Raw genomic sequence first — 21,400 nt, 5'->3', positions numbered from 1 at the left:
ATCGCGCTTATTTCAGCATCGGCAGGTCCAGGCCCTGCTCTTTGGCGCAGTTCACCGCGATGTCGTAACCGGCGTCGGCGTGGCGCATCACGCCGGTACCCGGATCGTTACGCAGCACGCGGCCCAGGCGTTCGGACGCGGCATCCGTCCCGTCGCAGACGATGACCACGCCGGAATGCTGGCTGAAGCCCATGCCGACGCCGCCACCATGGTGCAGCGAGACCCAGGTGGCGCCGCCGGCGGTGTTGAGCAAGGCGTTGAGCAGCGGCCAGTCGGACACCGCGTCGGAACCATCCTTCATCGATTCCGTCTCGCGGTTAGGCGAGGCGACGGAGCCGGAGTCCAGATGGTCGCGGCCGATGACGATGGGCGCCTTCAGTTCGCCGTTCTTCACCATTTCGTTGAACGCCTGGCCCAGGCGGGCGCGGTCTTTCAGGCCCACCCAGCAGATGCGCGCCGGCAGGCCCTGGAAGGCGATGCGCTCCTTGGCCATGTCCAGCCAGTTGTGCAGGTGCGGATCGTCCGGGATCAGCTCCTTCACCTTCTGATCGGTCTTGTAGATGTCTTCCGGATCGCCGGACAGCGCCACCCAGCGGAAGGGGCCGATGCCTTCGCAGAACAGCGGGCGCACATAGGCCGGGACGAAGCCGGGGAAGTCGAAGGCGTTCTCTACGCCCTCTTCCAGCGCCATCTGGCGGATGTTGTTGCCGTAGTCCAGCGTGGCCGCGCCGCGTTCCTGCAGGGTCAGCATGGCGCGCACCTGCACGGCCATCGACTTTTTGGCGGCGGCGGTGATCTCGGCGGCGGCGGTCTTCTGCTTGTCGCGCCACTGGGCCACGGTCCAGCCCTGCGGCAGATAGCCGTGCACCGGGTCGTGGGCCGAGGTCTGGTCGGTGACCACGTCCGGGGTGATGCCGCGCGCCACCAGTTCGGCGAACACGTCGGCGGCGTTGCCGAGCAGGCCCACCGACACCGCCTTGCCCGACTGCTTGGCATCCTCGACGATGGCCAAGGCCTCGTCCAGCGTGGTGGCCTTGCGGTCGACGTAACGGGTTTTCAGACGGAAATCGATACGGGTTTCGTCGCATTCGACGGCGATCATGGAAAAACCTGCCATGGTGGCGGCCAGCGGCTGGGCGCCGCCCATGCCGCCCAGGCCGCCGGTCAGGATCCAACGGCCTTGCGGCTTGCCGCCGAAATGCTGGTTGGCGACGGCGAAGAAGGTTTCGTACGTCCCCTGGACGATGCCTTGCGAGCCGATGTAGATCCAGGAGCCGGCCGTCATCTGGCCGTACATCATCAGGCCCTTCTTATCGAGCTCGTTGAAGTGTTCCCAATTGGCCCAGTGCGGCACCAGATTGGAGTTGGCGATCAGCACCCGCGGCGCGTTCTCGTGGGTCTTGAACACGCCGACCGGCTTGCCGGACTGCACCAGCAGCGTTTCGTCGTCCTCCAGCCGCTGCAGGGTTTCCAGGATCTTGTCGTAGCACTCCCAGTTGCGGGCGGCGCGGCCGATGCCGCCGTACACCACCAGGCTTTGCGGATGCTCGGCCACTTCGGCGTCCAGATTGTTCTGGATCATCCGGTAGGCGGCTTCGGTCAGCCAGCTTTTACATGTCAGCTGGTTGCCGCGCGGCGCGCGGATGTGGCGGGAAGCGTCAAAACGCGGGTCGGTCATGGTTCTCTCCTCTGTTTTCCTTGAATCGCGCGATCGTCAGCGGCGCAGGTGGCGGCTCAGGCTCCAGGCCAGCCGCGCCGCCGCCTTGGCGCCGTGGCTGTCGATATCGAATGCGGGATTGAATTCCACCAGGTCGGCGCCGGCGAGCTTGCCGCTCTTGGCGATGCGGGACACCAAGGCCTCCACCACGGCGATGTCGACGCCGTAGCCGGCCGGGGCCGACACCGCCGGCATCTGCGCCGCCGGCAATACATCCAGGTCTATGGTCAGATAGACGGCGTCGACGCTGTCGAGGAAGTCGGCCAGCTGGCCGCGGATATCGGCCAGCTGCCAGCCGTTCATGTCGGTGTCCAGCCGCCATTCGGCGCCCAAGCGCCGGGCGGTGTCGAACAGCGCCTGGGTGTTGGCGGTTTCGGCCACGCCCAGGCACAGGTAGCGGAACACGCGGCCGTGGCGGGCGCAGTCGGCGGCGATCTGCGCGAACGGCGTGCCGCTGGTGGCCTCGGGAGCCTCGCGCAGGTCGAAATGGGCGTCGAAATTGATCACGCCTATGCGCTTGTCCGGATGCGCGGCCGACAGGCCCAGCCAGTGGCCGTAGGCGGTTTCGTGGCCGCCGCCCAGCACCAGCGGCAGATGGCCGGCGGCGATGACCTGCGCCACGCGCTCGCCGAGGCGCCGCTGCGCGGCGTCCAGGTCGCCGTCGGCGCAGGCCACGTCGCCGGCGTCGTACAAGGGCAAGGTCGGGTGCCAGGCCAGGTTGGCCAGCGCCTTGCGCAGCGCCTGCGGGCCGCCGGCCGCGCCGACGCGGCCCTGGTTGCGGCGCACGCCCTCGTCGCAGGCGAAACCGATGATGGCGATGCCGGGCGCGCCGGCCTCGGGCAGGGCCTGCACCGCCTGGTGCCAGCGCCTGGCCGCCTCGCCTTCGGCCGCGTCGATGCGGCCGGTCCAGATCTTCATGTCCACCATATGCTTCCTTTGTCGCCGATCCGGCCGGAAGCGCGCTGGCGTCCGGCGGTCCGGACGGTAATCAGTCGATAGATTGCGCCGCGCCGCGGAACACGCGCTGCTTCAACAGCGGCACGCCGACGCTGTAGGCCAGCTCGGCCGGGTGGTCTATGTCCCAGACCAAGAGGTCGGCGACGCAGCCGGCGGCCAGGCGGCCATGGGTGTCGCCGCGGCCCAGCGCCCGCGCCGCGTGGCGGGTGACGCCGGCCAGCGCCTCTTCCGGCGTCAGGCCGAACAGCACGCAGGCCTGGTTCATCGCCAGGCGGATCGACGCGAACGGGCTGGTGCCGGGATTCAGATCGGTGGATACCGCCATCGCCACGCCGGCGGCGCGCAGCTTGTCCACCGGCGGTTTCTGCGTCTCGCGCAGGAAATAGAAGGCGCCGGGCAGCAGCACCGCGACGGTGCCGGCGCGCCGCAGGGCCTCGACGCCGGCGTCGTCCAGGTATTCGATGTGGTCGGCCGACAGGCCGCCGAACTCGGCCACCAGCGCCGCGCCGTGGAGGTTGGACAGCTGCTCGACATGGCCCTTCACTTTCAGGCCGTGCGCGCGGGCGGCCTCGAACACGCGGCGGGTCTGCGCCGGCGTGAAGCCCACCGATTCGCAGAAGGCGTCCACCGCCTCGGCAAGTCCCGCCCGCGCCGCCACCGGCACGATGGATTCGACGACCAGGTCGATGTAGCCGTCGGCGTCGCCGGCGTATTCCGGCGGCAGCGCATGCGCGGCCAGCAGCGTCGTCGCCACTTCCACCGGCAGCGACGCCTCCAGCCGCCGCGCGGCGGCCAACTGCTTCAGCTCGTCGGCCTGGGTCAGGCCGTAGCCGGACTTGATCTCCACCGTGGTCACGCCGTCGGCCATCAAGGCCTTCAGCCGGGGCAGGCTGGCCAGCGCCAGTTCCTCCTCGTCCAGCCAGCGCGTGGCACGGACGGTGGAGACGATGCCGCCGCCCTCGGCGGCGATCTGCTGGTAGGGCACGCCGGAGAGCCGCTTTTCCCACTCGGCGGCGCGGCTACCGCCATACACCAGGTGGGTGTGGCAGTCGATGAAGCCCGGCGTGATCCAGCGGCCCTGCAGGTCGAACACCTCGCCGTCGAAAGCGGCGACGTCGACGCCGTCCTGCGGCAGCACCGCCTCGATGTGGCCGTCGCGCAACAAGAGCGCATGGCCTTCCAGCGCGCCGTACGGCGCCGGATGAGTCGGATCCATGGTGGCTAGCCTGGCGTTCAGCCACAGGCTGGGGCGGTGCGAAGAGGCGGCGTTCATGACAGTCCTGTGCGGATATTTGTATATACAATTACGCCCATGGTCTGAGCTTGTCAAGCAGGCGGCGAAATAGCCGGGAATGGCGGGGGATTCAAGCTATTGATGCTGCAGGGCAATAAAAACGGCCGCCCGGAAGGCGGCCGTCTCGACAGCGGAAAGTTCGCTTAATTGTATATACAGATTACTTCTTGACCCGCGTCTGCGAACGCAGCTTGTAGCGCAGGCCCGGATGCGTCAGCCGGGCGAAGCTGACCAGCTTCTTGTGCGACCAGGTGCGTCGCAGCACCAGCAGGCAGGGCTCGGCGGCGGCGATGCCCAAGAGCGTCTGCTCGACCGCCCCCGGCAGCACCGCTTCCACGCTATGCTCGATATCGGTGAGCGGGCAGCTCTGCATCAGGTAGTCGTTGGGCGTGCGCTCGGAGAAGTCCTGCCGCAGGTAGTCGGGCGCGAAGGCCGGGTTGACGTAGCGGTCCTCCAGCTGGATCGGCACCTCGTCCTCGCAATGGACGATCAGCGAGTGGTAGACCGGGCCGCCGGCGCGCATGCTGAGCCGCAGCGCCACCTCCTCGCTGGCCGGCACCGACTCCAGCACGATGACCTGGGCGGTGTGGCGGTGGCCGCGGGCCTCGATTTCGGCGGCGATATTGTTGATGTCCAGCAGCGGCGACTCCGCCTTGCGCTCCGCCACATAGGTGCCGTCGCCGGCGAAGCGCAGCAGGATGCCGGCCTCGGCCAGATCGCGCACCGCCTTGTTGACCGTCATCCTCGACACGCCGAACTGGCGCGCCAGCTCCAGTTCCGGCGGAATCTTGCAGCCGGGCAGGAAATGACGGTCGCGGATGCCGGACAGAATGTAGTCCTTGATGCGCTGGTAGCGGGGTTGCGGGGCGTCTGACACCGTGGCTCCATTGACGAGGGAATGGCCGATTGTAACGCGAGCGGCCGTCGCGCTGACTGATCCAGCGCAGATAAAGGGAGGCGAAACCATGATGACCCTGCCGCAATGGCTGGCGGCCTACGACGAAAGCCACCGCCACCCGTTCAATATCGCGATGCACAAGCTGTGCGTCCCGCTGATCGCGCTGTCTCTGCTGGGCATGCTGGTCACGCTGCCCGGCCCGCTGCCCTGGGCCTGGCTGGCGGCACTGGCCGCGGTGGCCTGGTATTGGCGGCTGTCACGGCCGGCGGCGTTGGTGATGGCGATGCTGGGCGGCCTGGCGCTGCTCTTGCTGACCATCGCCCAGAGCCAGGGCCTGCCGCTGGGCATCGCCTCGCTGCTGGTGTTCGCGCTGGCCTGGGTCGGCCAATTCGTCGGCCACGCGCGCGAAGGCAGGAAGCCGTCGTTTACCGAGGACCTGCAGTTCCTGCTGGTCGGCCCGTTGTGGACGCTGCGCTCGCTGTGGCGGCGGCTGGGCCTGATGGACTGAGCGCCGACCCACGGCGCGCCGGGCTCGCGCTATCATCGGGCTTTTTCCTGTCCCGATGGAGCGCACGATGTCCGATCCGCAAGGCATGAGCCTTTCCGAACTGGCGCCCGGCGTCGAAGAGATTCTGCTGGCCGGCGACGGCTTCTCCGCCCGCATCGCCCTGCTGGGCGGCCAGCTGATCGACTACCGCCGCGACGGCGAGCCGCCGCTGTTCTATCTGTCGCCGCAAAGCGCGTATCAGCCGGGTAAGGCGATACGCGGCGGCGTGCCGGTGTGCTGGCCGTGGTTCGGCCCGCATCCGTCAGATCCCGGCCAGCCGGCGCATGGCGTCGCCCGCCAGCGGCTCTGGACGCTGCGCGAGGCCGGCCGCGACGGCGCGGTGTTCCACGTGGAACTGGACGGTCCGCTCCATGAGGGCCTGGCCGCCTCGCTGCGCTTCCGCATCGGCCCGGACGGCGTCGACATCGCGCTGGACACCGTCAACCGCGGCGACGCCGCGCAGACCGTCGGCGCCGCGCTGCACAGCTATTTCGCGGTGTCCGACCTCGACAGCGTCGAGCTGCTGGGCCTGGGAGGCGCCCCGGCGCGCGACAAGGTGGCCGACGCCCCGACAGCACTGCCGGACGGGCCGTTCCGCTTCGACGGCGAAGTGGACCTGATCGTGTACGCCGACCGCGCGGCGACGCTGCGCGACGCCGGCTGGACACGCGACATCGTCGTCCGGCCGGAAGGCTCCGCCAGCACCGTCATCTGGAATCCGGCTCCGGTCAAGGCGGCGCGGCTGGCCGATCTGCCAGACGGGGACTGGCGGCGCTTCGTCTGCGTGGAAACCGCCAACGCCGGCGACGACGCGCGCCTGCTGGCGCCCGGCGCCGTCCACACGCTGGCATGCCGGCTGCGTTTCTCTCGTCGCGGCTAGCGGTTATAATCTGACTCTCGCCGCCGGGCATCGACAAGCCGGCGGCCCCTCCTGGCTACCGGATATCGCAGCAATGGCACGACCCGACAAGATTTCCCGCTTCCTTCCGCTCACCTTTGCCAACGGCAACAGCGTGCGCCGATTCGGCAAGCACTGCCCGCAGTGCCGCACGATGGTGGGCGCCGAGCACATGGACGGTCTCGCCAGCCTGATGCAGGGCAAGATCTTCCTGTCGGCCGAAGCCTGCTGCCCGCAATGCGGCCAGCGCTTTCCGGTGGCCTGCGTCATCACCGACGACAAGCGCGTGCACCGGGTGCTGCTGCCGCTGTGGATATTCCGGCTGTGGCTGCGTTCCGCCACCCGCCACGATCCGCAGCCGGCGGGCAACGACAACTGGGACGTGGAGCAGACGGAAACGCCTCAGGGACTGATGCTGCCGGCCGACGCCGACGTGGTCCGTTCCGACGAAATCCTGGGCCGCTTCCAGGGCGAACCGATCTGCGCCTGGATCGAATACCAGGGCCAGCGCTTCGTCTTCGACCGCGCCGCCCCCGGCCACAATCTGACGCTGACGCCCAGCGAGCTGCTGCTCGAAGGCCGCTTGATCTACCGCCAGCAATAAGCCGCCCCGCCGGGACGGCCCCGGTCATTTGTGGCCGCCACCGGCGCCCGCGTATGCTTTTCCCGTGCCCGCCGTCCGCGTCGCGACGGCCTCCCCACAAGGAAAAACCATGCGCAGACTCCTGTTTCCCCTGTTGTTCCTCGCCGGCGCGGCCCAGGCCGGCGCAACCGGCCTCGCCGGCGACTACCAGGCCAGCATAGGCCAAGCCGGCAACAGCCTGCAGCTACGGCTGTCCTGCCGCGACGACGCCCACTGCGCGCTGATCACGACGTTCGACGCTCCCGGCGCCCCCAGCCAGCCTCAGCGGCAGCCGCTGGATCAGGTCCGGCCGCTCGCCGACGTCGGCGAAGCCGCCGCCGCGCTGCGCTACGCACGCGAACACCGCGCCGAACGCCCGGCCGCGCCCGATCTGGCCGAGGCGCAGGACAAGCTCGGGACGGTGCTGGCCGCCCAACCGGCGATCGCCCGCTGCTGGGACCTGAACTCGCCGCAAGCCGGCTATATGCTGGCGTGCGCGCTGAGCGGACTGCCGGCCGGCACCGCCCCGCTCTATCTGTTCAGCACGCTGCAGACCGACGGCGAGGCCGGCTTTCAGCGCTACGCCATCTATCCGCTGACGCGGCGCTGAGTCCTAGGGGATCGCGATGACCAGAATCGTCGGACAGCTGAGCGCGGACGAGACGCGGCAGGCGCGCGCCCGCGCCGAGACCATCGCCCGCGCGGCGCAACCCGCCGTGACCGCGGGCCAATTCGTGTATTTCGCCGCCTTCGACGGCACCGCCAACGACAAGGACCACCTGTCGCGCGGCATGCAGAGCACCAACGCCGCCCAGCTGTACCAGCAGGCCGTGACCGCGGCGGCCGGCAATCCGGCGCTCGCCGCCGCCTATTTTCCCGGCCCCGGCACCGGGCCGACGCTGCCCGGCTCCTCCTTCCTGCCGCCGGTGGTCACCGCCGAGGCGGTCCGGACCGCCAAGCTGGCCTACGACGACTTCCAGCACAAGGCCGTCGCCTGGCTGCACGACCATCCCGGCGGCAGCGTCGCCGTGGCCGCCGCCGCGTTCAGCCGCGGCAACGACGCCGCCTCGGTATTCGCCCAGCTATTGTTCGAGCGCGGCCTCAGCGACCCGGCCAGCGGCCGCATGCTGGTGCCGCCGGGTCAGCTCGGCCTGTCCGCCGCGGCGCTGTACGATCCGGTGATGACCGGCATGTCCGGCAATATGGCCTTCCCGCCGAACAGCCGCAACCTGCTGATCCTGCGCGCCGAAAACGAATACCGCACCCTGTTCAAGGCGGCCGACTTCTCCGGCCAGGCCGGCGCGCTCAACTTCAACTTCCCCGGCAACCACTGCGACGTCGGCGGCGGCTACGACAACGGCCTGGCCGGCCTGACGCTGCAGGCCGGCACCGCCTTCCTGCAGAAGGCCGGCGTACCGGTGGCCGACGTCCCGCCGCAGCGGCGCTTCGACGCCCGCCAGCCGGCGCTGGTGCACGACGAGGGCGTCAACCAGTACGGCCAGACCATCTGGAGCACCTACGGCAGCTACGAGCAGGACCGGGTGGCGCGCCGCACCGAGCAGGTGGCGCGCCAGGCGGAGGTCCGCATCGCCGACGGCGTCACCACCACCCGCTTCAACGACTTCTCCGGCAAGCTGGTGGAACTGGCGCAAAGCCGCGGTCCCGACGGCCCGCGGGGCACGATGACGATACGCGACTACTTCGAGGGCACGGTCAGCCGCGTCGCCTTCCCGCAGACGGCTGCGCCGGCCACCGCCGCGCTCAGCCCGGCCAAGCAGTCGCTGCTGGACGGCGCGCGCGCGGCGGTGGAGCAGATGTGCCAGCGCGAGAAGCTGCCGCTGCCCGCCTCGCAGCGCGAGGCCCTCGGCGCGACGCTGGCCGAAGCCGGCTGGCGCCAGGGCCTGCGCCAGGCCGGTTTCGCGATGTTGCACGACCGGCAGAGCCGGATCAGCCTGCTGCCGGCCGATCCGGCGCAACCGCAGGCCAGCCTGACGCTGAACCTGGCCGACGCCTTGCGCCAGGGCGCCGTCCAGGCCTTGCAGGCGCTGGCCGGCGCGCCGGAAGAGGCGCAGCGGCTGACGCGCAAGTCGGCCGCCGGGCTGGCGATGTAGCCGCCGGACGGCGGACGCGAAAACGGCCGGGATGTCCCGGCCGTTTCTCATTTCCGCGCGGCGCTCAGTGCACGCTGGCCGGATAGTGCGCGGCCACCCAGCTCTCGAAGCGATCGAACATCGCCGCGTCGCCGTCGCCGTTGTCGGCGATCAGCTCCGCGCCGTGCACCAGGCGGATATGCGCGTCCAGCGCGTCCGGATACCGTTCCGGGTAGTCGCGGGCGGCGGCGTCGGCGATCAGCCGCTGCGCCTCGGCCCAGGCCTCGTCGGCGCTCTGGTTGCAGCTGTCGGCCAGATAGCGGGCGTTGAACGGCTCGCCGGTCAGGCTCAGCAGCGTCGCGTTGTGGTTGATGCTGTTGCCCGGGCCCCAATAGTGCTCGGCCAGCTTCGGGCCGATGGCCGGGTTGTCGGTCAGATAGCCGTATTCCTTCAGGAAATGGGCGCGGGTCTGGTAGACCGCCATATTGGCCAGCAGATAGCCGTGGTAGGCGGCGGCCGATTCCTGGTTCAGCAGGTGCGGGATCGCCAGCAGCGGACGCGGGCTGACCGCGATGCCCAGGATGCGCCGCTCGCTGTCGCGGGCCAGCTGCAACACGCGCTCGGCGCTCAGCTCGTCCTCCGGCAACGCGTACAGCGCGCGCTCGAAATAGGCGACGACGGCGATCGAGCGCTCGGCGTAGGCGGCAAACGGCTGCGTCGCCTCGATGCGGGCGCGGATCAGCGCGTCCGGAATCGTCTCGCCCTTGCCGTTGCGCGCGTAGCGCTTCAGCCAGTCGGCGTCGTCCAGCAGGCTGTCGCAGAACATGCTCTGGGTTTCGGCGTAGGCCATCGACGTCGGCGCGAACTCCTGCGAGAAACACGGCGAATTCTGTGTGACGTTGGCGAAATGGGCGGCGTGGCCGCCTTCGTGGAACAGCGTGTTGATTGCGCGCGCGCCGCTGCCCACCTGGTCCGGCTTGGCGTCGGCGGTGAAGTTGATCTGGCCGGCCACCCAGGCGTCGCCATCGAAGAAGGACGGGATAGGACCATGGCAGAAGCCGTTCTGGTACTTGCCCTGCCGCTCGACCAGGTCCAGCTGCATCGTCGCGCCGCGATACTGTATGCCCAGCCGGCGGAAGCTCAGCACCCAGCGCTCCACCGCCTTGGCGAACGGCAGATAGGGATCGATCTGGCGGGTGACGTCGCCGCTCATGTGGAAGCGCAGATTGTGGGCCTTCAACGCGTCGTCGCCGTGCTTCGCCCGCAGCTGGTCCAGCGCGCGCTGGTTGGCGTCGCGCGTGCGCGCCTCGAAATCGTCCAGAATCTCGAACAGCTGATCCGGCGTCATCTGCTCGTTTTTCTTCACCTTGTACTCGAAGTAGTCGGCGTAGCCCAGGCTGCGGGCGAACTCGTTGCGCTTATGCACGATGGCGAGGAAGCCGTTGTCCAGCACCCAGCGCTCCAGGCCCATCAGTGCGTCGTGCGAACTCTGACGCGCCGCCTCGTCGCGGTTGGTGCCCATATTGGTGGCCAACATGCTCAGCGTCGCCTCTTCCCGCCGGCCGTCGTCGTTGATGTGCAGCATCTTGTAGCCGCGACGCTTGGAGAACAGCTCGGACTCCAGCTCCACCAGCTCGGTCATCAGCCGACGCGCCTCGTCGCTCTCGATGATGTTGCTGTCGAACAGCGCGCGCCAGCCGTTGAAACCGTGCAGCAGCGCGTCGCGCTCGGCGTCGGCCGGCAGCGCCTGCAGCGCTTCCTGCGCGGCCTTCACCCGCGCCAGCCGCGTCGGGCTGGAGATGAAGTCCTTGAACGCGGCCTCGGCGCGGGCAAAGCCGGCGTCGTCGTCGGACACCGCCATATAGGTGTCCCAGAACAGATCTTCCTTGGCTTTGTGTATCGCCAGATAATCGTGGTTGAGCGCGTCGAACTCGGCGCGCAGCGCTGCCAATGCAGTCATTCCCATTTCTCCCGGGGTGTCGCCGCTCTGCCGGCGGCATGGTTTCGACCGGCGTATCCTCGCCAGTACGGATGAGCAAGTCTCATTCCATCGTACTAGAAAGGTCAAGATTTTTCAGTGCTTATCGACTCGACAGCCGCACTCGATCCATGAGTAAACAGAAAGGCTGCCACGCTCAGGCGGCCAGCAGCAGATCCAGGCGTCCGCCGTCGCGCAGCGGCTGCATCTCGAAGCCCAGCCGCATCGCCAGCGCCAGCATCGCCACATTGCCGGGCGCGCAGCGGGCGTGGAAACGGCGGCAACTTAGCCTCTCGCGGCCGAAGGCCAGCATCAGCCCCGCCGCCTCGGCCGCGTAGCCGTGGCGCCACACCGTCTCGTCCAGCTCGATGCCGAACTCGGCTTCGCCGCCGGCCGCGCCACGCAGGCCGACCGAGCCGATCAGCGCGCCGTCGTCGGCTCGGACAACGGCCAGCTGCCAGTCCCGGCGCGGCGTCTGCCGCTGCTGTTCGATAAAGCGCGCGAGCAGGCCGGCGCTGAAATCGTCGCTCCGCTGCTCGGGCCGGGCATGGCGGCCGAAGGCGGCGCCGCGGCGCGCCGCCAGATAGGCGTCATGGTCGGTCGGCAGGAAATCCCGCAGCCGCAAGCGCTCACTTCGCAAGGCCGCGCTCAGCATGCGCCCGCCTTTTCCAGCCGCAGCCGCGCCAGTCCGTCTTCGAGGAGACGGCGCCGGTCGGCGGCCGAGCCGGCAGCCGGGCACGCGTGCGGCGGCATGGCGGAGGAAAGCATTGATGAATGATGAAGATGCTCGTCGCCGAGCATGTCGCGCAGCAGGTGGCGCGACAGGATAAAGATCGATGCCATGATGGCGGTACCTGTAAAGAACGATGAAAGAGCGAGGAGACGATCGCGCCGGGCGGCGCGGCGGCTCCGATACATTCCCGCGCGCATTGCGCATCGCGTTTCAGCGTGCCGGGCGGCGGGAGCGCGAAGTCTGCTCCCGCCGATAGCCATTCGTCAAGCATAGGGCGGCAAGGACCGCGGGCTCACCACCGGCGGCGCATCTGCCTGACCGGCGCGTGCGCCGCGCGCCAGCGGCCGAATCCCGTGCGCAGCGCGGCATCCATCAGCCCCAACTGCAGACCGACCATCACCGCGTACAACAGCATGCCGCCGCTCAGCGGCATCCACGGCACCGCCCACTCGCTCAAATGGGGATACAACAGCCAAGCCAGCAACAAGCCGGCTACCAGGGTCAGTTCCACCGCGCGCCAGGAGCGGGTGCGCAGCGCCAGCCGGGCGCCGATGTCGGTCAGAAAGAAAACCAGGCAGAGCAGATAGAGTTCCATGACGAATTCCCCGCGACGATGACAGCGGCGCCGCGGGATGGCCCAGTCTGTCAGACATTATCCAGCGCCTGCCTCCTCCCGCGATTTTGGCGCCTCACTCCCCCTGTTATGCGGTTTATAGCCAAACCTGTACAAAGTGCCAGTCCTGTATCCATGCGAATGATCTATGCAACCGTTAGCCGCAAAGAACATTGTCAGACAAAATTCAAAAAGCATCGATTTCATAGCGCTTCGGTACAATGTCTCTGTGGACCATGCCTCACTATTCTGCGGGGGTCGGCAAACTGCCACTCAGGAGCCTCACCATGGCCACCAGCACTGAAGGACACATCCTCACGCTGCAAGGCAGCGTCAAGGCAATCGGTATCGACGGCAAAGCACGCCTGTTGAGAGTGGGCGATATCCTGCTTCCCGGCGAGCAGCTTCAACTGGAAAACGGCGCCGCCATCGACATCAGCCGGACCGACGGCCAGATGCTGCATGTTGACGGCACCCGCCGGGTGACGCTGACCGAAGATGTGCTGCGCGCGCAGCACGCCGACGTCACCGAAGCCTCCATCGCCCCGCTGACGCCGGAAGCCCAACAGATTCTCGCCGCGCTGGACAATCCCAACCCAGGCCCCAACGCCAATCCCTTCGACAATCTCGACCCCGCCGCGGCCGGTCTGAACGACCCTGGTGGAGAAAACAGCGGTCACTCCTTCATCCGCATCGGCCGCATCTCGGAAAGCCTGACTGGCCTGCAATTGGAAGCCGCTCCGACGGCGACTGCGGGAGTCCCGACCGCTCAAGCCGCCGCCAATGAAACACCGGACTCTCCGCCGTTCTTCACCGCCGCCAACGGCGCGCCGCTGGGCAGCGATCTGAACGTCACCACCAAGGAAGACACCCCGGTCAGCGGCACGCTGACCGCCAGCGACCCCGACGGCGATCCGCTCACCTTCGTCAAAGGCTCCGACCCCGCCCACGGCGTGGTCGTCGTCAATCCCAATGGCAGCTGGACCTACACGCCGGGGCAGGACTACAACGGCAGCGACAAATTCACCGTCACCGTCAACGACGGCCGCGGCGGCACCGCCACCGTCACCGTCAATGTCGGCGTCACTCCGGTTGGCGATCCCGCCGCGATAGGCGGCACCGATCACGGCGTCGTGGTCGAAGACGATATCACCCAGGTCAGCGGCACGCTGGTCGTCAAGGACCCGGATCCGGGCGAGGCCGGCTTCCAGCCGCAGGCCGACATCAAGGTGGACTACGGCACCTTCCATTTCGACAGCGCCACCGGCCAATGGACCTTCACCCTGGACAACGCCAAGGCCCAGGCGCTCACCAATGCCGACCGCTTCGACCGCACCTTCACCATCCAGTCGCTGGACGGCACCACCCATACCGTCACCGTCACCATCCAGGGCAAGGATGATCCGGCCATCATCACCGGCGGCAACGGCAACGTCACCGAGGACCAAAACGTCTCGACAAGCAACACGCTGGACTACCGCGACAAGCTCAATATCGTCGATCCCGACCAAGGCCAGGCGGTGTTCAATACCGCGCGCGTGGACAGCCAGGCCGGCAATCTCGGCACCCTCACCATCAACGCCGACGGCAGCTGGCACTACAGCGTCGACAACGCCAAAGTCCAATACCTGGGACAGGGCGACACCCGCACCGAGACATTCACCGTCTACTCGCAGGACGGCACCGCCCACAACGTCATCGTCGTCATCAACGGCGTCAACGACCCGGCCGATATCGGCCATGGCGCCGGCGACGTCGGCAACGGGACCGTCAAGGAAGACACCCCGGCCCAAACGGTGGCCAGCGGCAAGCTGACCGTCGTCGACATCGATCAGGGCCAGGCCCAACTGCAGCCCTCGCAACAAGTCACCGACTACGGCACCTTCCAAGCCAATGCCGACGGCACCTGGACCTTCACCATCAACAACGGCAGCGCCAAGGTGCAGGCGCTGGGCGAGGGCGACACCGTCCCGCTGCAATTCACCGTCACGTCCAAGGACGGCTCCGCCACCTCCGTGGTCACCATCCATGTGCTGGGCACCAACGATGCCGCCGTGATCGGCGGCACCGACCGCGGCACCGTGATCGAGGACAAAATCCTGCAGATCGGCGACACACTGATAGTCAAGGATGTCGATCAAGGACAATCGTACTTCCAGGCCCAGACCAACACCGCCGGCACCTACGGCACGTTCAGCATCGACGCCAGCGGCAACTGGAAGTACAACCTCAACAACAGCGACCCCGCCGTCCAGGCGCTCAACCAGGGCGAGTCCCGCATCGAATCCTTCATCGTCAAGAGCGCGGACGGCACCACCTCCACCGTCACAGTGACCATCCTCGGCACCAACGACGCCGCGGTGATCACCCCCCACACACAAAACGATGGGCACGGAGAGGTGAAGGAAGACACCGTCCTCACCACCCAGGGCAAGCTCGACATCACCGACGTCGACACCGGACAGGCCTTCTTCCAGACCCAGACCGACACCGCCGGCACCTATGGCACCTTCAGCATCGACGCCAACGGCAACTGGCATTACAACCTCAACAACAGCGCCCCCATCGTCCAGGCGCTGGGTGAGGGCGAGTCCCATATCGAAACCTTCATCGTCAAGAGCGTCGACGGCACCACCTCCACCGTCACCGTCACCGTCGTCGGCACCAATGACGTCGCGGTGATCGACACCGGAGCCGGCACCGTCAAGGAAGACACTACCCTCACCGCCCAGGGCACGCTCCACATCACCGACCCCGATGCCGGACAGGCCCACTTCCAGACCCAGACCGACACCACCGGCACCTATGGCACCTTCAGCATCGACGCCAACGGCAACTGGCATTACAACCTCAACAACAGCGACCCCATCGTCCAGGCGCTGGGTGAGGGCGAGTCCCATATCGAGACCTTCGTCGTCAAGAGCGTCGACGGCACCACCTCCACCGTCACCGTCACCGTCGTCGGCACCAATGACGTCGCGGTGATCGACACCGGAGCCGGCACCGTCAAGGAAGACACCACCGTCACCGCCCAGGGCACGCTTCACATCACCGACCCCGATGCCGGACAGGCCTTCTTCCAGACCCAGACCGACATCGCCGGCACCTACGGCAAGTTCAGCATCGACGCCAACGGCAACTGGCATTACAACCTCAACAACAGCGACCCCATCGTCCAGGCCCTCAACGAAGGCGAGTCCCATATCGAGACCTTCGTCGTCAAGAGCATCGACGGCACCACCTCCACCGTTACCGTCACCGTCGTCGGCACCAACGACGTCGCGGTGATCGACACCGGCGCCGGCACCGTCAAGGAAGACACCACCGTCACCGCCCAGGGCACGCTTCACATCACCGACCCCGATGCCGGACAGTCCTTCTTCCAAACCCAGACCAACACCGCCGGCACCTATGGCACCTTCAGCATCGACGCCAACGGCAACTGGCATTACAACCTCAACAACAGCGACCCCATCGTCCAGGCGCTCAGCGAAGGCGAGTCCCATCTCGAGACCTTCGTCGTCAAGAGCATCGATGGCACCACCTCCACCGTTACCGTCACCGTCGTCGGCACCAACGACCTCTCCGTCATTGGCGGCAAAGACACGGGCGATGTCACCGAGGACCAGAAACTCAACCCTACAGATACCACCCCCCCCATCAATCAAGTGTGCTCCGGCACGCTGACCATCACCGATGTCGACCAACACGATCATCCCGCCTTCGACCCCACCCATGTCGTCAGCCAGGCCGGCAATCTTGGCTCGCTCACCATCGACGCCAGCGGCAACTGGAACTACAGCGTCGTCAATAACCTGCCAGGGGTCCAGGAACTAGGCCAGGGAGCAACCCGTTACGATACCTTCACCGTTTACGGCATAGATGGCTCCACCCACGACATTACCGTCACCATCCACGGTGTTAATGATGCCGCCGAAATCACCGGGGTCACAGCCCAAGCCACAAATACAAAAGCCAACTCAATCGGCAATACACTTACGATCACTGATGTTGATAAAGGTGAAGCGGTTTTTGCCTCGGACATCCATCAAGTTGAAACATATGGCACTTTCGACTTCAACAAAAATACCGGCGATTGGACCTTCACATTGAATGACAATGCCCATAATTACACTGGCCAAAAAAACATAATCTACGAATATACTGTTATGTCGAAAGACGGTACTGCCTCCGAATCACTGACAATTACCATTAAAGGCGTGACCCAACTCGCAACAAACAGTTATGCCAGCCAGGACGTCGTAGCCGAAAGCCAACCCACTCGCTCCGAACTCCTCAGTGCCAAACTCGATGCCGCCACGCCGGACAAGACGGCGACTTCCCATCATGCCGACGCGGTTTCACGTGAAACCAACAATGCCGCCGCCACCGCCGGGCACGCCAAGGCGGGCGCCGGAGAAGTCGCCGCCGCGGAGAGCCATCCGCACGGCGCGGCCAGCCATGAGCCCAACATCGTCTATGGCGCGCAGAAGGCCGCCGTCGAACCTGCCGGCGACAAACCAAGCTCGCCCATCGCCCACGATACGCCGCACATCGCCGATAGCCGCGCCAGCCACGCCGCGCCGGACAGCCACCACCCGGCGGCCGCCGAGGCCGGGACTCGCGGCGGCACCGGCATCGACACCTTCAAGTGGACGCTGGGCGAGCCAAACGCCGCCGCCAAGCCGGAGCCGGCTAGAAACGAGGTGGCCGATCACAGCCAGCGGGGCGATAAGAGCGCGTTGGACCTGAAGGACTTGCTGCCGGAAGGCGGCCACCGCGCGGCCAGCCTGGACAGCTATCTGAACGCGCACAAGGAAGGCGCGGACGCGGCGGCGGACACCCGCCACTCCAGCCCTGGCGCGCCGGCGGCTCAAGCATTGGCCAGCGCCGACCTGACGCATGCCATCGCGCTCAGCGACGCGCAGGTGCTGAAAAACCTGCTGAACCACGGCCAGCAACATACGGAGTAAGGTCTGGCTCAATCGCCGCGCCACGCCCCCCGCCCTCCGCGGGGGGCTTTTGACCATCGCCGACCAGGGACAAAGCCATGACAGCAGCACCCGCAACTTGGGACGCCGGCGCCCACGCCAACTGGCTAGCCGGCAATCCGCAGGAGGCCGTCGCCCTGACGCTGGCGGCCGTGAACCGCCACGGCCGCAAGAAGCCGGTGGACCTGGTACTGCAACTGGCCTACTACCTGTTCCTCGCCGGCCAATACCACGCCGCCGCCCAGGCGCTGGCCCAGGTGCGCCCCGACTATCCCGACCACCGGGAAGTCCTGCTCAATCTGGGCGTTTCCCTGGCCCGAAGCCAACAATACGATCAGGCCATTCCGACGCTGCAAGCCTACCTCGCGCACGACCCCGACGACGCCCTGGTGCACGCCACGCTCTGCACCTGCCTACACAGGCTGGGCCGCCAGCAGGAAGCGGCGGAAGCCGGTTCCCGCTCGCTGGCGCTGTCGGACAGCCGACATGGCGCGGCGCCCGCCGGCTGGCGGCTGCCCGGTGCCGATCCGGCGGCCTTCGCCGCGGGGAAAAGCCAGGTCATCGCCTTTTCATTGTGGGGCAGCAACCCTCGCTACCTGCGCGGCGCCATCGACAACGCGCTGGCGACGCCCCATGTCTACCCCGGCTGGCGGGCGCGCTTTTATCTGGATGAGACGGTGCCGGAAGAGGTCCGGCGCGAACTGGCCGCACTGGGCTGCGAGCTGGCGCTGCAAGCGCCGGGGCAAAGCCTGCGCCAACGACTGACCTGGCGCTTCCAGGCGGCCAACGACCCGCAAGTGGGCCGCTTCCTGGTGCGGGACGCCGACTCCGTCATCGGTCCGCGCGAGAAGCTGGCAGTCGACGAATGGCTGGCATCCGATTGCTGGTTCCATGTGATGCGGGACTGGTGGACGCATACCGACCTGATCCTGGCCGGCATGTGGGGCGGCGTCGCCGGCGCGCTGCCGCCGCTGGACACGCTGCTGGCCGACTACCGCTCGGGGCATATGGAAACGCCCAACGTCGATCAATGGTTCTTGCGGGACAGGGTCTGGGCTTATATCCGCCCCAGCTGCATGGTGCACGACCGCTGCTTCGCGTCCCATGCCGCCCGACCCTGGCCGGGCCCGCAGCCGGAAGGCACCCTCCATGTGGGCCAGGATGTCTTCGCCAGTCAACGCGCCGGACAGGAGAGGCGGCTGGCGGCATGGATAGGCAAGCTGCCCAGCCTCGCGCTCGCCTGAAAGCCGACATACGATTTTTCCGAGGCAGCGCCCGATATAGGCCCGCCCTTCCCGCCTCCGGGCATCGGCCCTCGGCTCAGCGGATGGCGGGCCCGGTCAGGCCATCGACACGCAGTTCAAGCAATTGCCTGGCGTCCTCCTCGCTGGCCACGCCCTTGGCCACCAGCTTGGCGCCCATCAACGACGTCATCCGCTGGACGCCCTTCACCAGCACCTGCCTGCCTTCGTCCTGGTGGATGCCGCGCGTCAGCGCGCCGTCCAGCACCAGGTAGTCGATGCCGGCCTGGTTCAGCCGCGCCACCAGCTCCAGCCGATGGCCGCGGATTTCCACCGCCAGCCGGTGGCCGGCGCCCTTCACCGCCTCGCCGAAGGCCAGGAAGGCGTCCCAGTGCTCGTCCAGCCCCGCTTCGTCGAACTCGAACGACACCGTCGTCCGGCTGCCGCCCAGCATCGCCATCACCTGCCACTGGAAACCCCTGGCCGCCAACGAGGCCGGCGACATATTCACCGCCAGCGCCGCGCCCGGCGCGTCCGCCAACGCCAGCCGCAGCGCCTCCAGGTCGGCCAGATGGCTCAAGCCCAAGCGCAGGCTGTGGGACACCAGCCGCAAGGCGTTGATCGCCGGCTCGTCCGCGGTGGCCGGACGGTACAGCATGCCCTCCTGCCATAGCGTCGCGCGCTGCGCGTCCAGCACCGGGAACCAGCGCAAGCGCAGGCTGCGCTCGAGGCAGCTGCGCTCGATCAGCTGCCGCCAGTCGCGCTCGCTGCCGATGTCCGGTCCGGCGCCGTCGTCCAGCCGCCATTCGTTGTCGCCGGCCGCCTCGGCCTGGGCCAGCGCCTGGCTGGCACGCGCCAGCAGGCCGCCCGGCGTGTCGCGCGGAACGACGCCGCACACGCCGATATGGCCGATGCCGTCCCGGTCGCTCAAGCCCATCTGCCGGTACAAGGCCAGTTGCTCGCACAGCGTCGCCGCCAGTTGCCGGCCGCCGTCCATGTCCAGCTCCGGGCAGAACACGGCGAAATCGGCGCCGCGCAAGCGGGCCGCCATCCAGCCCTTGCGCCGTGAGGCCAGGTCTTCGAGGTCCGCCGCCAGGCGGATCAGCAATGCGTCCGCGCCCTCGCCGCCCAGCCGCTGGTTCAGTTCCGCCAGTCCGGCCAGCCTCAGCAGCAGCAGGCAGCCGCGGACATCCTCCTCCTCGGCCAGCGTGCTGGACACTGCCTGCTCCAGCGCTTCGCGGTTGGGCAGACCGGTCACCGGATCGGTATGGCGCTCGCGCCGCAGCTGCTCCACCTCGTCCGACTGCTCTCCCAGATAGGACTGCAACCTCTCGACCATGTGGTTCATGGCCAGCACCACCCGCGCCAGCTCCGGCACCTTGGGCTCGGTCATACTCTGAAAGCGGCGCTCGCTGATCGCGCTCGCCTGGCTCACCACGCGCTGCAGATCTCGCCGCAGCTTGAAGATGTCGATGGAACCCAGCAGGCCGGCCAGCAAACCGGCGCCCAGCAGCCACATCATGGTCTGCAAGGCGCTCTGCCACAACGATTCGTAAGCATAGCCCAGCGCGGCCTCCACCCGGATCTCGCCGGCCTGCAGCCAGCCGGCGGTCACCAGCGCGTTCCCCGGCTGCGGAGACAGCGGCAGCAAGGCCCGGAACCACTCCGGCGCGGCGGGAAACGCTGCCTGGTTCACACGGTCCACCAGCACCTTGCCGTCCGCGCCGCGCCAGCGGATGTGGTGAAAATACCCCTGGTCGAAAGTGGCATTGATCAGCGTTTCCGCCATCGCCTTATCGGCCTGGTGCTGGGTGATCATCAAGGCCAGCGAATTGGCGGTATTGGCGTTCTGGCCACTCAGCTGCTGTTCCAAATAACGGCGGGCATTGTATAAATCGGCCAGCAAGGCCCCGCTCAGAGACAAGACCACCAGCAGCACCAGCAACAACCAGAGCCGCTGGATCAGGGAAAGGTTTTTCATCGCGCCGCCCATCTCGTCGGATCAGAAAGTGAAGCCTTCGTTTTTCATCTTGTCCATCACCTGCCGCCAGCGGGTCAGCTTGGACACGTCGCTGCTGCGGGTGCCCACCCACAGTCCCTGGGCATTGAAGCTGAATACCGGAGTCAGGTCCGGCCGCTGCGAGGCGGGGTCGATCGACGTCACCAGGCTGTCCAGAATCAGCGGTTCCGCGCTCGGGGACGGGTAGTAGGCCAACACCATGTGCGCCTGGCTGATCGTGCTGCCCGGCCCGCCTATCCTCGCCTTGACGTAGACAAGGCGCAGCTTGTCCGGCGACACGCCCAACACCAGCAAGGAGATGTACTTCCCGATGCTGAAATCTTCGCAGTCGCCCGCCCCCTTGCCGAACATCTCCAGCGGCGTCGCCCAGTAATCCTGAACCCCCCAGTTGTCTATGTCCTCGCGGTACAGGATGCGCCGGTTGAAAAACTGGTTAACCTCCGAGAGCTTTTGCCGCTCCTCAACGCTCTGCAGGCCGTTCAACAGTTGGTTCCATTCGCGGTACAACGCCACCGCGCGCGGCCCGTAGCGGGCGGCGGCGCGCTCCGTCGGCAAGCTGGCGGCCGCCACGCACAGACCTGCCAGCAGCAGCATGGCAGGCAGCAGCCAATGCCGTAGACGCTGCCTGAAAACGGGCAAGACAAGCTTCATGTTCATTCCATGCCTGCTGATGATGGCCACTGTAGCAGATTGGAAAAGTATACTCGCCTCCGCAAAAATACTCATTTGACATCTTCAATTCATGGTTTAACCTGAGTAACGTATAGCTTACAAATATAACCCCTTGCACCCGGAGACCCG

Annotated in this window: 17 protein-coding genes; 7 read left to right on the top strand and 10 right to left on the bottom strand. The window is 67.1% G+C overall.

Going from position 1 to position 21,400, the window contains the following annotated elements:
• Window positions 1–7 precede the first annotated feature (7 nt).
• The 4 genes from hutU to hutC all read right to left on the bottom strand — a co-directional run bounded on the left by hutU (window position 8) and on the right by hutC (window position 4,845).
• On the bottom strand, window positions 8–1,678 hold the full coding sequence (gene hutU / locus WNM05_RS01510; protein WP_434631903.1) for a urocanate hydratase: 1,671 nt from the start codon (window positions 1,676–1,678) through the stop codon (window positions 8–10).
• A 36-nt stretch (window positions 1,679–1,714) separates the two neighbouring features.
• Window positions 1,715–2,635 (bottom strand): formimidoylglutamase, encoded by a 921-nt coding sequence (gene hutG, locus WNM05_RS01505; protein WP_434631901.1) that lies wholly within the window; start codon window positions 2,633–2,635, stop codon window positions 1,715–1,717.
• A 70-nt stretch (window positions 2,636–2,705) separates the two neighbouring features.
• On the bottom strand, window positions 2,706–3,947 hold the full coding sequence (gene hutI, locus WNM05_RS01500; RefSeq protein WP_434631899.1) for an imidazolonepropionase: 1,242 nt from the start codon (window positions 3,945–3,947) through the stop codon (window positions 2,706–2,708).
• Window positions 3,948–4,128: 181 nt separating this feature from the next.
• Window positions 4,129–4,845 carry a histidine utilization repressor gene (gene hutC, locus WNM05_RS01495; RefSeq protein WP_434631897.1) on the bottom strand — a complete coding sequence of 239 codons (717 nt, stop codon included), beginning with the start codon at window positions 4,843–4,845 and terminating at the stop codon, window positions 4,129–4,131.
• A gap of 88 nt (window positions 4,846–4,933) precedes the next feature.
• Between hutC and WNM05_RS01490 the strand changes: the two genes are divergently transcribed.
• From WNM05_RS01490 to WNM05_RS01470, 5 genes are all read left to right on the top strand, one after another.
• Entirely contained in the window at window positions 4,934–5,374 is a 441-nt protein-coding gene (locus tag WNM05_RS01490) for a DUF962 domain-containing protein (protein WP_434631895.1), read from the top strand.
• Between the two features lie 67 nt (window positions 5,375–5,441).
• Window positions 5,442–6,293 carry a D-hexose-6-phosphate mutarotase gene (locus tag WNM05_RS01485; protein WP_434631893.1) on the top strand — a complete coding sequence of 284 codons (852 nt, stop codon included), beginning with the start codon at window positions 5,442–5,444 and terminating at the stop codon, window positions 6,291–6,293.
• Window positions 6,294–6,366: 73 nt separating this feature from the next.
• Window positions 6,367–6,915 (top strand): hypothetical protein, encoded by a 549-nt coding sequence (locus tag WNM05_RS01480; protein WP_434631892.1) that lies wholly within the window; start codon window positions 6,367–6,369, stop codon window positions 6,913–6,915.
• 109 nt (window positions 6,916–7,024) lie between these two features.
• Entirely contained in the window at window positions 7,025–7,543 is a 519-nt protein-coding gene (locus tag WNM05_RS01475) for a hypothetical protein (protein WP_434631890.1), read from the top strand.
• Window positions 7,544–7,559: 16 nt separating this feature from the next.
• Window positions 7,560–9,044: a hypothetical protein gene (locus WNM05_RS01470; protein WP_434631888.1), complete on the top strand. Its 1,485-nt coding sequence runs from the start codon at window positions 7,560–7,562 to the stop codon at window positions 9,042–9,044.
• Window positions 9,045–9,108: 64 nt separating this feature from the next.
• Here WNM05_RS01470 and WNM05_RS01465 read toward each other — a convergent pair whose 3' ends face one another.
• From WNM05_RS01465 to WNM05_RS01450, 4 genes are all read right to left on the bottom strand, one after another.
• Window positions 9,109–10,983, bottom strand: a complete 1,875-nt coding sequence (locus WNM05_RS01465; protein ID WP_434631886.1) for a M3 family metallopeptidase — start codon at window positions 10,981–10,983, stop codon at window positions 9,109–9,111.
• Between the two features lie 175 nt (window positions 10,984–11,158).
• Window positions 11,159–11,656, bottom strand: coding sequence for a GNAT family N-acetyltransferase (locus tag WNM05_RS01460; RefSeq protein WP_434631885.1), 498 nt, complete (start codon window positions 11,654–11,656; stop codon window positions 11,159–11,161).
• A complete protein-coding gene (locus WNM05_RS01455; RefSeq protein ID WP_434631883.1) occupies window positions 11,650–11,844 on the bottom strand; it encodes a hypothetical protein in 195 nt (64 codons plus the stop codon). The genes WNM05_RS01460 and WNM05_RS01455 overlap by 7 nt, the downstream gene beginning before the upstream one ends.
• 182 nt (window positions 11,845–12,026) lie before the next feature.
• Window positions 12,027–12,329 (bottom strand): hypothetical protein, encoded by a 303-nt coding sequence (locus WNM05_RS01450; RefSeq protein ID WP_434631881.1) that lies wholly within the window; start codon window positions 12,327–12,329, stop codon window positions 12,027–12,029.
• Between the two features lie 239 nt (window positions 12,330–12,568).
• On the opposite strand from WNM05_RS01450, the gene WNM05_RS01445 reads away from it, so the two are divergent.
• A complete protein-coding gene (locus WNM05_RS01445) occupies window positions 12,569–17,320 on the top strand; it encodes a retention module-containing protein (protein ID WP_434631879.1) in 4,752 nt (1,583 codons plus the stop codon).
• A gap of 77 nt (window positions 17,321–17,397) precedes the next feature.
• Entirely contained in the window at window positions 17,398–18,582 is a 1,185-nt protein-coding gene (locus WNM05_RS01440; RefSeq protein ID WP_434631877.1) for a tetratricopeptide repeat protein, read from the top strand.
• A gap of 76 nt (window positions 18,583–18,658) precedes the next feature.
• On the opposite strand, the gene WNM05_RS01435 is transcribed toward WNM05_RS01440, so the two are convergent.
• Together WNM05_RS01435 and WNM05_RS01430 are read right to left on the bottom strand one after the other, a co-directional pair.
• On the bottom strand, window positions 18,659–20,560 hold the full coding sequence (locus WNM05_RS01435) for a bifunctional diguanylate cyclase/phosphodiesterase (protein ID WP_434631875.1): 1,902 nt from the start codon (window positions 20,558–20,560) through the stop codon (window positions 18,659–18,661).
• Between the two features lie 21 nt (window positions 20,561–20,581).
• Window positions 20,582–21,250 (bottom strand): transglutaminase-like cysteine peptidase, encoded by a 669-nt coding sequence (locus tag WNM05_RS01430; protein ID WP_434631874.1) that lies wholly within the window; start codon window positions 21,248–21,250, stop codon window positions 20,582–20,584.
• Window positions 21,251–21,400 lie beyond the last annotated feature (150 nt).

It is taken from the genome of Chromobacterium sp. CV08, assembly GCF_051129845.1.
Classification (GTDB): domain Bacteria; phylum Pseudomonadota; class Gammaproteobacteria; order Burkholderiales; family Chromobacteriaceae; genus Chromobacterium.
Note: the sequence above shows the minus strand (reverse complement) of the source record. Positions and strands in the feature narration are given on the sequence as shown.

Bases quoted from the DNA above. Each gene is read 5' to 3' on its own strand.
- WNM05_RS01440 (WP_434631877.1), top strand. From the start codon at position 17,398: ATGACAGCAGCACCCGCAACTTGGGACGCCGGCGCCCACGCCAACTGG.
- WNM05_RS01490 (WP_434631895.1), top strand. From the start codon at position 4,934: ATGATGACCCTGCCGCAATGGCTGGCGGCCTACGACGAAAGCCACCGC.
- WNM05_RS01465 (WP_434631886.1), bottom strand. From the start codon at position 10,983: ATGACTGCATTGGCAGCGCTGCGCGCCGAGTTCGACGCGCTCAACCAC.
- hutG (WP_434631901.1), bottom strand. From the start codon at position 2,635: ATGAAGATCTGGACCGGCCGCATCGACGCGGCCGAAGGCGAGGCGGCC.
- WNM05_RS01470 (WP_434631888.1), top strand. From the start codon at position 7,560: ATGACCAGAATCGTCGGACAGCTGAGCGCGGACGAGACGCGGCAGGCG.
- WNM05_RS01485 (WP_434631893.1), top strand. From the start codon at position 5,442: ATGTCCGATCCGCAAGGCATGAGCCTTTCCGAACTGGCGCCCGGCGTC.
- WNM05_RS01430 (WP_434631874.1), bottom strand. From the start codon at position 21,250: ATGAAGCTTGTCTTGCCCGTTTTCAGGCAGCGTCTACGGCATTGGCTG.
- hutI (WP_434631899.1), bottom strand. From the start codon at position 3,947: ATGAACGCCGCCTCTTCGCACCGCCCCAGCCTGTGGCTGAACGCCAGG.
- hutU (WP_434631903.1), bottom strand. From the start codon at position 1,678: ATGACCGACCCGCGTTTTGACGCTTCCCGCCACATCCGCGCGCCGCGC.
- WNM05_RS01475 (WP_434631890.1), top strand. From the start codon at position 7,025: ATGCGCAGACTCCTGTTTCCCCTGTTGTTCCTCGCCGGCGCGGCCCAG.
- WNM05_RS01450 (WP_434631881.1), bottom strand. From the start codon at position 12,329: ATGGAACTCTATCTGCTCTGCCTGGTTTTCTTTCTGACCGACATCGGC.
- WNM05_RS01435 (WP_434631875.1), bottom strand. From the start codon at position 20,560: ATGAAAAACCTTTCCCTGATCCAGCGGCTCTGGTTGTTGCTGGTGCTG.
- WNM05_RS01455 (WP_434631883.1), bottom strand. From the start codon at position 11,844: ATGGCATCGATCTTTATCCTGTCGCGCCACCTGCTGCGCGACATGCTC.
- WNM05_RS01480 (WP_434631892.1), top strand. From the start codon at position 6,367: ATGGCACGACCCGACAAGATTTCCCGCTTCCTTCCGCTCACCTTTGCC.
- WNM05_RS01460 (WP_434631885.1), bottom strand. From the start codon at position 11,656: ATGCTGAGCGCGGCCTTGCGAAGTGAGCGCTTGCGGCTGCGGGATTTC.
- WNM05_RS01445 (WP_434631879.1), top strand. From the start codon at position 12,569: ATGTCTCTGTGGACCATGCCTCACTATTCTGCGGGGGTCGGCAAACTG.